This is a genomic window from Amaricoccus sp. W119, assembly GCF_047275745.1.
GTDB lineage: Bacteria > Pseudomonadota > Alphaproteobacteria > Rhodobacterales > Rhodobacteraceae > Amaricoccus.
Genome location: NZ_JBKQWU010000019.1, coordinates 1 through 12,737, shown reverse-complemented (window position 1 = coordinate 12,737; position 12,737 = coordinate 1). Strand labels below are relative to the sequence as shown.

Genomic DNA, 12,737 nt, shown 5'->3' with positions numbered 1-12,737 from the left:
CCCGGGCCGCCCGCCGATTCCCCCCACCTGTGGAGGGGGGTGGCCCTTCCCCGGAGGCGGCGTCAGGCCGGGGCGAGGATTCCCATGAGCCGCGCCCGCGAGACGACCTGCTTGCGGTTGCCGGCGCTGAGCTTCGCGAACAGGTTCTTCACATGCCATTTGACGGTATCCTCGTGGATGTTCATCGTCAGGCCGATTTCCTTGTTCGACAGGTTGCGCGCGAGAAGTTCGAGCACCTCGCGCTCCTTCGGCGTCAGCGCCGAGGAGCGGGCGACCAGGTCCGTCTCCGCCGGCGCCGGCGCCGCGGGTTTCGCCGGTCTGGCCGGCGGCGGAGCGGCTTCCCCGGCCCGCGCGGCGATCCGCTCGATCCGCTCGCCGAGCAGCGGATGCGCGGCCTCGAACGCCCGCGTCAGCCCGTAGACCCGGGCGAGCTCGACCGCCTCGCGCGCCAGTTCGCCGCCATCCTCGCCGCCGAGATGCAGCGCCAGCGCCCGGAACCCGAGCGTCTCGATGTAGAGCCGCTGCCGCTTGCCCCGCCGCGCCGCCGCGTTGGCACGTTCGAACGGCGCCCGCGCCGCCTTCCAGTCGCGCGCGGCGACCGCCGCGTGGCCCTCGGCCATGTCGCGATAGACCGAGATGCCCTTCCACCAGAGCGGCCCGCGGCCCGCGCCCTCGGCGGCGAGCAGCGCGTCGATGCGCGCGAGCAGGTCGCGGCAGGTTTCCGCCCGGTAGGCCCGCGCATGAAGCCAGACCTGCTCGGCGAGGCTTACCACCTTCAGGCGCGGCATGGCGCGCTGCTCGCCGACGGCGTGGAGCCCTTCGAGCAGGTCGAGCGCCCGCGCCTCGCTCTCATCCGCCGCGATCCGGGCGAGCGTCCGGAAGGCGAGCAGTACCGCCTCGGGCAGCCCGCTCCGCTCGAGCACGTCGAGCCGGTTGGCAAGCGCGAGTTCCGCCTCGCGCGGCTGGCCCCGCGCCCAGAGCGCCGCCGCGAGGAGCGCCGCGAGCATGCAGGAGAACCGGTTGCGCCGGCCGAGATCGGCATCCGCCCGCAGGAGCGCCGGCCGCAGGATGCGTTCGGCGAGCAGCACCTGGCCCTCCCAGAGATAGCTGAGCCCGTTGATGAACTCACCCCACCGCGTCAGGTAGAGCGCCGCCGCCTCCTCGCCCGCCTCGCCGGATTCGTCATGACCAGATCCGTCATGACCCGGGCCGTCATCTCCCGCCGGCGCCCGCTGCAGCCGCAGCCGCGCCATCGCCGGCTCGCCATCGATGAGCGCGCGGAAGGCCGAGCGGTTGGCATGGATCTTCCGGAGCCAGCGATCGGTCAGCGGCGGGTCGGTGGCCCAGGGGTCATGCAGCGCCGCGAACCGGTCGGGATCGTCGGCGAAGACCGCCGCGCCGGCGCGGACCAGCGCGCATTCGCAGCGCAGCTCGTCGTCGGTGTTGTCGCGCGCCAGCACCCGCGCCACCAGCCGCTCCGCCGCCTCGTGATGTTCGCCGATCGCAAGCGACCAGGCGGCGGCGAGCAGGAGCCGCGGCCGGGCATCGGATTCGGCATCCGGAATGATCCGGAGCCAGTCCCGCACATCGTCGACCCGGCCCTTCGCCATCAGTGAATCGTAGAGGCTCCGCTCCGCCAGTTCGAAGGCCCGGTCGCGCCGGCCGGCGGCCAGCGCCTGCCGCGCCGCCGCCGCGCCCATGCCGTTCGCCTCCAGCCAATCGGCGGCGCGGATATGCGCCGCGACCCGCTCGTCCTCCCCGAGCCGGCCGAACCGCTCGCGCAGCGCCTCGCGCGCCAGCGCGTGCAGCCGCGACCAGTCGCCCTGCTCGACGGCGACCAGCACCGGCGTGGTGGCGGCGAGGCGACCCAGCCGCTCGGCGGCGTCCGGCGCCTCGGCGATCGCGGCCGCCAGTGCCGGCGTGAAGTCGTCGACGACCGAGAGCCGGGTCAGGAACGCCAGATCCGCCGGATCGAGATTGGCGAGCATCATGCCGACGAGGCGGTTCCGAAGCTGCCCGGTTTCCCGGAGCAGCGCCTCGGCCGCCGTCCGCGGCTCACGGTCGCCCGCCATCACCGAGAGGACGAGCTGAAGTCCGAGCGGCCAGCCGTCCGCGTGCTCGTGCAGCCGGACGGCGAGCCCCGCGTCGAACTCCGCCCCGAACCGCTGCCGGATGAGCGCGATGGTCTCGTCGAGGGTGAAGCGCAGGTCGGTGGCGCCGATCATCGCGCACTGGCCATAGGCGACGAGATCGTCGAGGCCGTCCGGCATTTCGCCGCGGGTGCCGATCAGCACCCGCAGGTTGGGCGGCAGGTTGCGCAGCAGGTAGGTCACCGCCTCGAACGACTCGGCCGGCAGCTGCTCCGCCTCGTCGAGGACGAGCACCGTGTCGAGCGCCGAGCGGGCGACCTCCGCCAGCCATTCGGTCAGGCCCTCCAGCGGATCGGGCGGCGGCGCCGCGAACAGGGATTCGCCGAAACCCGGCCGGCAGGCGGCGGTGGCGAAACCGGCGACCAGGCTCCGGAGCAGCCGGCGCGGATCGTCGCCCCGCCCCGCCGTCAGCCAGAGCACGACCGAGCCGGCGCCGAGGCATTCGCGGCGCCACTGGGCAAGCAGCGAGGTCTTGCCGTAGCCCCCCGGAGCCTGGACGAAGACCGCCGGCACGTCGCGGAGCCGGATATCCCCGAGCAGGAGCCGCGGCCGGGAGAGCTGGTCGCGCTGGAGCCGGGGCGGCGTCGCCTTGAGAACGAGCCCGGCCTCCGTCACGTCGCCCGGGGCCGCCCCGCCCGAAGCTGTTCCGCCCGAGGCCACCTCGCCCGAAGCCGACCTGATCGCGGCGTGCTCTCGCATCTCCATGGTACCGCTTGTGCAGTTGCGTCCGGGCATCGCGCCACCCATGCGATTTGAGTAGCGGAATCGGGTAGCCCGGTCCACCGGGATGGAAACGGGCTCGGAAACAGGCTCGAAAACGGGCTCGAGAACGGGGGCCGGCGGCGGGGTAGCCGCCGCCGGCAGGGAGCTCCCCTCGGGCGCCCGAAGCGCCCGGCGTGATCAGGCCCCCGACGTGGCTTCGGTCGCGGCTTCGGACGCTCCGGCGAGGGCCGCCCCGCCGCTTATCGTCCGACGCAGCAGGCTCGCGACCACGAAGCCGATCACCGCCAGCGCGCTCATCAGGCCGAACACATAGGTGTAGCCCTGTTCGCCCGGGAAGCGATCGAGGATCGCGCCGTAGATCATGTAGGCGAACATGCCCGGCGCATAGCCGATCAGGCAGCCGATCCCGAAGGCGGACCCGGTGATGCGCGACGGAATCCCGACCTCGCTCATCGGGGCCCAGAAGACGCCGCGCATCGTGAAGACGATGAAGGCGAAGGAGAGGGTGGCGGCCATCGCCGGGTAGATGAAGCCCGGGCCCGTGGGGAGCGCGACGATCACGCCCATCACCGGCAACAGCGCGAGGAACGCCCATTTGAGGTAGCGGCTCGGGCTCCGGAAGGTCTTGTCCGACATGTAGCCTCCGGCCGGGCCGCCCAGGACCTTCAGGAAATACTGGTTGATGATCCCGTAGGCGCCGACGAGCGCGACCGGAAGCTCGTACATGTCCTTCAGATAGGGGATGAAATAGGTCAGGCCGCAGTAGACGATATAGACCATGAAGACGTTCAGGCTGACCAGCCAGATGCCGGGGACCCGCGCCGCTTCCATCAGGCCCGCCAGGCCGACCGGCTCCTTGCCGCCATCGGCCCGGGGCTCCGCGTCGCTCAGCAGGAACCATGTGAGCAGGCCGGCGCCGATGTTGATCGCCGAGTAGAACAGGATCGCCGATTTCAGCCCGTCGGCGCCCGAGCCCATGACGAGAAACACGCCGAGCGCCGCGAAGGCGATCAGGGTATCTACGACCCCGCGCCCGCCTTCGAGGAAACCGAACATCCGGCCCTGCTCGTCATCGTCGCCGAGGTTCCGGATGGCCTTGAGCAGGGAGGGGAAGAAAAGGCAGTCGGCGCAGATCGCGAGAAGACCGAACACGATCAGCATCGCACCGAACCCGGGAAATGTCGCCATGTAGAGCCCGAGGAGGCCGGCGCCGATCAGCCCGACCGGGATCAGCCGGCGCGGCTCGTAGCGGTCGGCGAGAAAGCCGCCCGCGACGAAGAGGACGGTCGCCACGATGGCATTGACGCTGAGCAGCGTGCCGATCTCGGTATGGCTCAGCCCCATGTTCTCCTGCATGGGCACGTAGAACGCATCCTTCAGGTTCGCGAGCTTGTAGATGGTCCCGCCGCCGAGGACGAGGACGAGAAACCTGAGCCATTTGGCCTTGGCCTGGGTTGTCATGACGTTTCCTCCGTGGATCTTGCGTATCAGGCCGTCAGGCGCCGGGGCGCGCGGCCGAGGTCGCCCGTTGCGAAATCGCCGGTCGCGGGATCGCCGGTTGCGAGATTGGCCGCGCTCAGCACGAGGGCGGCGAGCGCGCGCATCTCTCCGATCAGGCCGCGAACATGGCGGAGCTGGTTCTCCGCCCAGCGGTGCTCGTCGGCGATCATCCGTTTGAGCGAATAGCCCGGCGGCAGATGCGTCTCGCTCATGTCGCGATAGGGGATGAACGGGTCCTCGGGCTCGTCCGACCGCCGGAAGGCCGGCGCGACATAGTGGTTCTCCTGCTCCAGCGCGAAGGCGATCACCTGGGGCTCCGACTGGCCGAGCATCAGCAGTTCGAAGAGCATCCGCGCATCCGGCAGATCGTCCTCGGGGCTGCCCTGGAGCACCCCGTAATGGCCGTCGCCGTTCTTCTCCGGGACGATGCGAACGCCCTTGAGATGCACCTGGCGGATGTAGGGGGCGAGGGCCCGCAGCGCCGGCAGCGGCTTCTCTCCCGCGTTGATCATGTTGCCGAAGTCGAACAGCGCGTTCAGCCGCGGATTGCCGACCCGGCGCAGCAGCTGGGCGATCTCGAAGCTCTTCAGTTCCTCGTGCTGCTCGAAATCGAAATTCAGGTCGTGGGTGTCGGCGAGTTCGCCGAGGTAGCGGAGATCGGCCTCGATCACCGCCATGACCGTGGACAGCATCCCCTCGTAGCGTGAATAGACGCGGATATCGCGGCAGCCGACGGCGCGGGCGATCTCGACGGCCCGGTCGACATCGTCGCGGCGCGTGCTGCTGATCTCGAGGTGAAGGTCGAGCCCGAGCGCCGCGGCTTTCTCGCCGAAGGCGCGCAGCTCGGCCGCGGTCATCCGCGACAGGCTGTTCTCCTCGCCGTCGAGCACGTGCAGGCAAAGGCCGCGCAGCTCGTGGCGGTAGGCGTAATCGAGCAGATCCGCCGGTCTGACCCGCAGATGGGTCAGGTTGGTCAGCATCGGATAGCCATGGGCGAAGAGACGCATGGCATCGATCCGCTCGATGAGGCGGGCGGCGAGCGCGGGGGTCAGGGGCGGGGGCGGCGCTTCGTGCTCGGCGTTTCGGCGCAGCAGTTCGGCGAAGCGGGCTTGGGCGGCATGCATCCTGTCACTCCTGGAAGAAGGGCGGGCGATCCTTGTGCCAGACGTTTACCCGAGGACGGCCTTCGCCGATCTGGCCACTATCGCGGAACGCGGCGACCACTTCCGGGCGGGCCTCCGCCGACCAGCACCTGATCGGGCACCTGATCGGGTCCGGTGTGACAATCGCTGCGCCCCGCGTGTAGGATGCCGATGGCGTGGCAGGGATGGTGGCGCGACAGGGAACGGGGCGCGACAGGGACGGGGGCGCGACAAGGACGGGGATGGCGGCGGCATGGCAAGGCGACGGTCGGGCGCGCTCCTGACGCGACTTCGGCTGGATCGCGAAAGTCCGATCCCGGTTTCGCACCAGCTCGAGGAGCAGTTGCGGGATGTGATCCGCGCGGGCCAGCTGCCCGGCGGGACGCGGCTGCCGTCGAGCCGCGCGCTCGCCGCCGAGCTCGGCGTGTCGCGCCCGACCGTGGTGGCGGTGCTGGAACGGCTCGGTGCCGACGGGTTCCTCGAGGCGCGGCGCGGCGCGGGAACCTTCGTGACGGAAACGCCCCCGCCCCACCTGCCACCCATGCCGGCCGAGCAGGGCGGGAATGACCAGGGCGGGAATGACCAGGGCGGGGACGATCCGGGCGGGGACGGCCAGCCGCCGCGATCGTCGGGCATCGGCGCGCGGCTCCTGACGCTCGACGCGGATATCGATGTCCGCGAAGACCGGGTCTTCCTGCCGAACACGCCCGCCTATGATCACTTCCCCTTCGCGCTCTGGCAGAACTGCGTGAACCGGCAGACGCGCCGCGCGTATCGCGGCAACATGGGCTATCCCGATCCCGCCGGCTACGAGCCCCTGCGGCGGGCGATCGCCAGCTATCTCGCCCTGCATCGGAGCGACGCCTGCGACCCGGAGCAGATCGTCATCACCCCGGGGGCGCATGCCGCCTTCATGATCGCCGCGCAGCTGCTGACCGACCCGGGCGACGGCCTGCTGTTCGAGGACCCGGGCCCGTTCATCGCCCGCCACCTGTTCCAGTCGCTGGGTCGCCGGCTGATCCATGTCCCCGTCGACGCGGAGGGGATGGATTTCGAGGCGGCGGTGGCGGCGTCCGGCGACCCGCGCCTGGCCTTCGTGATGCCATCGCGCCAGCACCCGCTCGGCCGCGCCCTGTCGGCCTCCCGCCGCCAGCGCCTGCTGGACTGGGCGCGCGCCAGCGACGCCTGGATCATCGAGGACGACTACGACAGCGAGTTCCGCTACACGGGGCGGCCCCTGCCCTCGATGCGCGGCATCGACGCCGCCGGCAGGACGATCTACGTGGGCACCTTCAGCAAGGCGCTGTTCCCGGCGCTGCGCATCGGCTATCTCGTCCTGCCTCCGGCCCTGGTCGGGATGTTCCGCAATGCCATGGCGCTCATCTTCCGCGGGATGCCGGTCGCGCCGCAGATGGCGCTCGCCGAGTTCATCGCGGAGGGTCACTTCGCCACCCACCTGCGCCGGATGCGCGAACTCTATGCCGGGCGGCGGGAGCGCTTCCTCGCCGTCGCGGGGGATCTGTCCGCCGGGCTCTACCATGTCGAGAAACCCGACAGCGGCATGAATGTCGTGGCCTGGCTGCCCGATGGGACCGACGACCGCGCGGTCTCGCGCCGCGCCGTCGCGGCCGGTGTCCACTGCTATCCGCTGAGCGACTATTCGGTGAACCCGCGGTTCCGGCCGGGGCTGCTCATGGGCTTCACCGGCGTCGCGGAGCACCAGCTCGCCCCGGGCCTGCGGCGGCTGGGCATCGCGATCTCCGAGACGCCCGCGGCGCCCGAGGACCGCCGGCCGGCGACATGAACCCCGCCGCGCGGCGAGGCCTGCTTGCTCCGCGACTCCACCCGGCCCGCCAGTATGACAGAATGATCCGAACCCGAACCCCGGGCGATCCAGGGTTCGGGTTCGGATCGTGGCGGTGGGGGCGCATCCGACCAGCGACCTCCCCCGGGCGAGGCACCCGGGGGCCGAGGACACTCAGGTCAGGGGGTTGATCGCGGCGATGGCGAGCACGCCGGCGGAGATCACGGCGACGGCGATGACGTCGAAGACGATGCCGGTGCGGAACATCCGGAAGATCGGCACCATGCCCGAGCCGTAGACGATGGCATTGGGCGGGGTCGAGACCGGCATCATGAAGCCGCAGGAGGCGCCGAAGACGGCGGCGACCGAGGGCAGGGTGGGGTCGATCCCCGCGGCGACGGCGATCGGGATCACCACCGGCACCACCACGCCGACGGCGGCGGTGTTGGAGGTCGCCTCCGAGATGAAGATCGCGATGGCGACCGAGGCGATGACGACAGGCACCACGCTGGTGAAGCCCAGCAGGTCGACGATATTGGTCCCGATGATCTCGGCGAGGCCGGTGTTGGACATCAGCGTGCCGAGGACGAGACCCGCGCCGACGAGGAGCACCGTGCCCCAGTCGATGTCCGAGCCCTCCTTCCAGTTCAGCGTGAACCGGCGCTCCTGCCAGTCGATGGGCAGGAAGAAGAGGACCGACGCGCCGATCAGCGCCGCCGTGCCGATGTCGAGCGTCTGGAAGGCGTGGAGCGCCGTGCCGGGCGCCGCGCCGTCGCCGGCGAGGCTCGGTCCGACCCAGAGCACGACCGCGAGCAGGAAGGCCGCGAGCGTGTTGATCTCGCCCCGGCTGAGCGGCCCGAGGCTGGCGCGGGCGTCGCGGACATAGTCCGTCGCGCCGCGGAGACGGCCGACTTCCGGACGGTTCATGACCAGAAGCACCACGCACATGGCGATGAAGAGCGTGATCGACAGCGGCGCGGTACGGGCGGTCCATTCGAAGAACCCCATCTCGACGCCGACCTGTTCCTTCAGGAAGCCGAGGCCGATCACGTTGGCGGTGCTGCCGATCGGGGTCAGCAGGCCGCCGACGCTGGCGCCATAGGCGATCATCAGCATGGTGACGCAGGCGAAGCGGCTGCGGCTGGCGTGTTCGCCGGTCACGGCGGTGATCTCGGGGCCGATGGCGGCGACGATGCCGAGGCCGAGCGGCAGCAGCATCGCCGCGGCGGCCGAGTTCGAGACGAAGGCCGAGACCAGCGCCGCGACGAGGCCGAAGGCGATGGCGACGGTCGCGGTGGAGCGCGCCACGCCCGGGATCGACAGAACCGCGAGGGCGAAGCGGCGGTCCAGCCCGTGCACCATCATCGCCTGGGCGAGGATGAAGCCGCCGATCACGAGGAACAGCGTCGAGGAGGAGAAGGCGCCGTAGATGAAGCCGGACGCGCTCTCCCCCGAGCCGGGTTCGAGGGACGGCACCTGCAGGACCACCGCGAGCCCCAGCACCAGCAGCGAGGTGACCGGGATCGGCAGCGCCTCGGTGATCCACATCACGAAGACGAAGACCATCAGCGCCAGCAGCGACTGCTGGTGCCAGTCGAGATCCATCGGGATCAGGAGAAGTGCCACGAGCAGGAGCGGCCCCAGAACGATGCCGACGGTCTGCCGGGCCCGGTCGAAACGGTCGCCGCCGGCGGGATCGCCCGCGTGTTCGGTATGGGTGACGGCGCAGGTCATCAGAGGTCACCTCCGGCGCGGACCAGCCGGGGCCCGGTTTCGGCCTGCCCGGACGTGCCGACCACCCGGTCGACCATCTCGCCGCAGAGGCCGAGATAATTCGCCGGATCGCATTTCGCGCGGATTTCCTCCACGCCGCCGAGCGCCTCGACCACTTCCGGGATGCCGGCGAGAATGTCGGCGAGCTGGCCGCCGCCCTCGATCGCCGTCCGGCAGGCGCCATAGACCACGTCATGCGCGTGCTGGCGGCCGAGCTTCGGTGCCGCCGCCATCATCACCGCCTCGGCGACGATCAGCCCGCCGGTGAGATCGAGGTTCCGGCGCATGCGGTCCTCATGAACCACCAGGCCCGCGAGCATGAACTTCGCATTGGCGAGCGACGCGGCGGTCAGGAGGAAGCTCTCGGGAAGCGAGATCCATTCGAGATGCCACGGGCCGGTCGCCCGCTCGAAGTCGTGGATCATGCCGTCGAGCATGGCGGCGACATGCTGGCGCACCGATTTGGCGGCGGCGAGCATCAGTTCCGACGAGATCGGGTTGCGCTTCTGCGGCATCGTCGAGGACGCGCCGCGGCCCGGCACGAAGGGCTCGGAGAGCTCGCCGAACTCCGTCGCGGCCATCATCATCACATCGGTCGCGATCTTGCCGAGCGTGCCGGTGACGAGGCCGAGCAGCGTGACCGCCTCGGCGACGCCGTCGCGGGCGACGTGCCAGGTGATCGCGGGCTGGCCGAGGCCGAGCTCCTCGCAGAAGAGCCGCTGCATCCCGAGCCCGTCCGGCCCGACCGAGGCGAGGGTTCCCGCCGCGCCGGAGAACTCGCCGACGAGCACGCGGGGCAGCGCCTGATCGAGCCGCTCGATATGGCGGTCGATGGAGGAGAGCCAGACCGCGACCTTGTAGCCGAAGGTGACCGGCAGCGCCTGCTGCAGATGGGTGCGCCCGGCCATCGGCGTGTCGCGGTGGCGGATGGCGAGATCGGCCATGATGCCGCGCAGCTCGGTCAGCTCGCGCCGGACGATGTCGAGCGCCGCGCGGAGCTGCAGCGCGTTCGCCGTGTCCATGATGTCCTGGGTGGTCGCGCCCCAGTGCACGTAGCGCCCGGCGTCACCCGCCGCCTTCGAGAGCTGATGCACCAGCGGCAGGATCGGGTAGCCGACGATCTCGGTCTCGTGGCGCAGCAGGTCGTAGTCGATCTCGATCGCGCGCGCGGCGTCGTCGATGGCCTTCGCGGCGGCCTCGGGGATGACGCCCATGCGGGCCTGCGCGCGCGCCAGCGCCGCCTCGGCTTCGAGGTAGCGGCCGACGAGGCCAGCTTCGGAAAAGACCTCGCGCATCTCGGCGGTGCCGAACATGTCGCGGAAGAGCAGGGAGTCGAAAACGGTGCTGGCCATGGGGGCATCTCCTCGATGTTTTGTTCGTACATAGTTAATGTACGAACTTATCGATTCGATCAAGCCCTTTATGTTCGGACAAAGTCGCGCTAGCGTCCGTGCCGAGAAGCCCCATGCGAGAGAGCCGATGCACACCCGTTACGCCCAGGTCGCCCGGGACCTGACCGAAGCGATTTCCAGCGGCCGCTACCCGGTCGGCAGCCTGCTCCCCACCGAGATGGAACTCGCGGAACAGTTCTCGGTCAGCCGCTCGACGATCCGCGCCGCGATGCAGGAGCTGCGGAACACCGGCCTCGTCTCGCGCCGGAAAAGCGTGGGCACCCGCGTCGAATCGGCCGTCCCGCCGCGCGAACAGCCGGGGTTCTTCCAGGCCGTGGGCGGGATCGAGGAGGTGCAGCAATTCGGCGAGGCGACGATCCGCCAGACGATGGAGATCCGCGACGAGGTGGCCGATGACGCCATGGCGCGGCTGCTCGGCGTGCGCCCCGGCAGCCGCTGGCTCAGGATCTCGAGCCTGCGCCTGTGGCGGGACCGCCCGGCGGACCCGCCGGTCTGCTGGACCGATGTCTATATCGAGGCGAGTTTCGCAGCCGGGGTCCGGGACCGGTTCGAACAGGCGACCGGTCTCCTCAGCGAGCTGATCGAGGATCTGTCCGGGCGCCGGATCCAGGAGATCCGCCAGCGGATCCAGGCGGTCTCCCTGCCGCCCGCCCGGGCCGCGACGCTGCGCGCCGAGGCGGGCGGCCCGGCGCTCGAACTGCGGAGACAGTACTACCTCGGCGCCGGCTCACTGGCGGAAGTCTCGGTGAGCCTGCACCCCGGTGACCGGTTCTCGTATTCGACGGTGCTGAACCGGCGGAACTGATCCGCGAATTGGAGCACCCCCCGCCGTCCGACGCGCGGATCATGTTTCGGCAAGCCAGTCGAGCATGCCGATGGGGGCGGGGGGTCCTCGCCGGCCTGCTAACGGTCGGTGGGCCGATCCTCTGGAAACAGGGGATTCAGCTTGAAGGCGGCTTCGGTCCGGTTGCTCGCCCGCAGCTTCTTCATGATTGTCCGGATATGAACCTTCACGGTGCTCTCGCACATGTTCAGTTCATAGGCGATGGTCTTGTTCGCCTTTCCCTGACGCAACGCGTTCGCGACCGCCGCCTGGCGCGAGGTGAAATGATCCTCGATCCCGGTGGGACGCGTCTCGCTCGCCGGGATCGTGCTCCGCAGCGCCGACAGGCTCGACACCGGGAGGAAGATCCCGCCCGCCAGTGTCAGATGCGCGGCATCGATGATGGCATCGATCCCGACGCTGGTCGGCACATAGCCGCGCGCGCCGTTGTCGATCGCCGCGATCATGTCGCGCAGATCCTCGGATTCGGAGAGAACGATGACCGGCGTGGTGCCCGCCTCCGCAACGAGCTCGCGCAAGGCCGTCTGGACGGCGGGCTGGTTGGCGCAGGAGCCGCCGACGCTGAACAGGATGCCGCGGGAAGGTGCGCGATCCGTGTTGTCGCGCCATTCACTTGCCGAGCCGTAGGCGTCGACCGTTATGCCTTGATGCACGGACTTGATCGCCCGGATAAAGCATTCCCTTTCCAGCCTTCTGCTGTCTATGATTGAAAATGAAAGCGCGCTACTGGTATAGATGTCATCATTCTTAAGATCATTAATCATATGAATTGGATGCGCGCCGCGCATTTTCATCGAATCTCCCATGACTATGCTCCACCCCATCCCCAGCGGGCCAGAAATGCGCCCGCTCCTTCAATTTACATGTGTGCACGCGAGAATAACCATGAGTACCAACTTTTCAACCATAATATGATAGTGTACGGTAAATATATTGAATTATCAATTTGGAGTTGACTTATATTCGTAATACGATTGTTCTTATGTATAGTACGGAATTGACAGTTCTGATCATGTAATCGTATCAGTTGTACTTTGCCTGCCGTATCATCGGCGACCGAGCAGGCCTCGCCCACGGTCCGTACCGGGTCGCGGAGCGTGATGTCTGGGGCCCCCGCGATGTACCTCGCCGGTTCGGACGCTTCGTGATTCCCTGATCCCACGGGGCGCGGGGGATTGGTATGAGCCGGCGGATGACCGGCTGAGCGACATCGGCGACCCCCTCGAGGCTTTGGCCGGGTCATCGATTTCGAGATGTTCCGGCCGGAGCTTGACCGCGATGAGAGCGGCGGTGCAAAAACCGGCCACGGTAGCGGCGGGATAGTCCGGCCGCGGGCGGAGTAAAATCCGGCCACCTATTTCCCTTCTGCATTGAACGCAGGAGGGACAG

The 12,737-nt window shown here is 69.3% G+C and carries 8 protein-coding genes; 2 read left to right on the top strand and 6 right to left on the bottom strand.

The genetic code is table 11. The annotated features are described in order from the left end of the window. Positions 1-62: 62 nt before the first annotated feature. The 3 genes from ACLJK8_RS11775 to ACLJK8_RS11765 all read right to left on the bottom strand — a co-directional run bounded on the left by ACLJK8_RS11775 (position 63) and on the right by ACLJK8_RS11765 (position 5,497). Positions 63-2,849: a LuxR C-terminal-related transcriptional regulator gene (locus ACLJK8_RS11775; protein WP_413150461.1), complete on the bottom strand. Its 2,787-nt coding sequence runs from the start codon at positions 2,847-2,849 to the stop codon at positions 63-65. 201 nt (positions 2,850-3,050) lie between these two features. After that, entirely contained in the window at positions 3,051-4,334 is a 1,284-nt protein-coding gene (locus ACLJK8_RS11770) for an MFS transporter (protein WP_413150460.1), read from the bottom strand. Between the two features lie 26 nt (positions 4,335-4,360). Further along, the gene (locus tag ACLJK8_RS11765) at positions 4,361-5,497 is read right to left on the bottom strand and encodes a sugar phosphate isomerase/epimerase family protein (protein WP_413150459.1); all 1,137 of its coding nucleotides are present in this window, start codon (positions 5,495-5,497) and stop codon (positions 4,361-4,363) included. Between the two features lie 271 nt (positions 5,498-5,768). Between ACLJK8_RS11765 and ACLJK8_RS11760 the strand changes: the two genes are divergently transcribed. Then, on the top strand, positions 5,769-7,319 hold the full coding sequence (locus ACLJK8_RS11760) for a PLP-dependent aminotransferase family protein (protein WP_413150458.1): 1,551 nt from the start codon (positions 5,769-5,771) through the stop codon (positions 7,317-7,319). Positions 7,320-7,493: 174 nt separating this feature from the next. Here the strand turns inward: ACLJK8_RS11760 and ACLJK8_RS11755 are convergent, their stop codons facing one another. Then, a complete protein-coding gene (locus ACLJK8_RS11755; protein ID WP_413150457.1) occupies positions 7,494-9,053 on the bottom strand; it encodes an SLC13 family permease in 1,560 nt (519 codons plus the stop codon). Further along, entirely contained in the window at positions 9,053-10,444 is a 1,392-nt protein-coding gene (locus tag ACLJK8_RS11750; RefSeq protein ID WP_413150456.1) for an adenylosuccinate lyase family protein, read from the bottom strand. Before ACLJK8_RS11750 ends, ACLJK8_RS11755 begins: the two co-directional genes overlap by 1 nt. 127 nt (positions 10,445-10,571) lie before the next feature. On the opposite strand from ACLJK8_RS11750, the gene ACLJK8_RS11745 reads away from it, so the two are divergent. Beyond that, on the top strand, positions 10,572-11,309 hold the full coding sequence (locus ACLJK8_RS11745) for a GntR family transcriptional regulator (RefSeq protein WP_413150455.1): 738 nt from the start codon (positions 10,572-10,574) through the stop codon (positions 11,307-11,309). 98 nt (positions 11,310-11,407) lie between these two features. Here the strand turns inward: ACLJK8_RS11745 and ACLJK8_RS11740 are convergent, their stop codons facing one another. Then, a complete protein-coding gene (locus ACLJK8_RS11740) occupies positions 11,408-12,154 on the bottom strand; it encodes a LuxR C-terminal-related transcriptional regulator (protein ID WP_413150454.1) in 747 nt (248 codons plus the stop codon). Between the last annotated feature and the right edge of the window lie 583 nt (positions 12,155-12,737).

Excerpts from the sequence above, each read along its gene's own strand:
- ACLJK8_RS11775 (WP_413150461.1), bottom strand. The coding sequence starts at position 2,849 with ATGCGAGAGCACGCCGCGATCAGGTCGGCTTCGGGCGAGGTGGCCTCG.
- ACLJK8_RS11770 (WP_413150460.1), bottom strand. The coding sequence starts at position 4,334 with ATGACAACCCAGGCCAAGGCCAAATGGCTCAGGTTTCTCGTCCTCGTC.
- ACLJK8_RS11765 (WP_413150459.1), bottom strand. The coding sequence starts at position 5,497 with ATGCATGCCGCCCAAGCCCGCTTCGCCGAACTGCTGCGCCGAAACGCC.
- ACLJK8_RS11760 (WP_413150458.1), top strand. The coding sequence starts at position 5,769 with ATGGCAAGGCGACGGTCGGGCGCGCTCCTGACGCGACTTCGGCTGGAT.
- ACLJK8_RS11755 (WP_413150457.1), bottom strand. The coding sequence starts at position 9,053 with ATGACCTGCGCCGTCACCCATACCGAACACGCGGGCGATCCCGCCGGC.
- ACLJK8_RS11750 (WP_413150456.1), bottom strand. The coding sequence starts at position 10,444 with ATGGCCAGCACCGTTTTCGACTCCCTGCTCTTCCGCGACATGTTCGGC.
- ACLJK8_RS11745 (WP_413150455.1), top strand. The coding sequence starts at position 10,572 with ATGCACACCCGTTACGCCCAGGTCGCCCGGGACCTGACCGAAGCGATT.
- ACLJK8_RS11740 (WP_413150454.1), bottom strand. The coding sequence starts at position 12,154 with ATGGGAGATTCGATGAAAATGCGCGGCGCGCATCCAATTCATATGATT.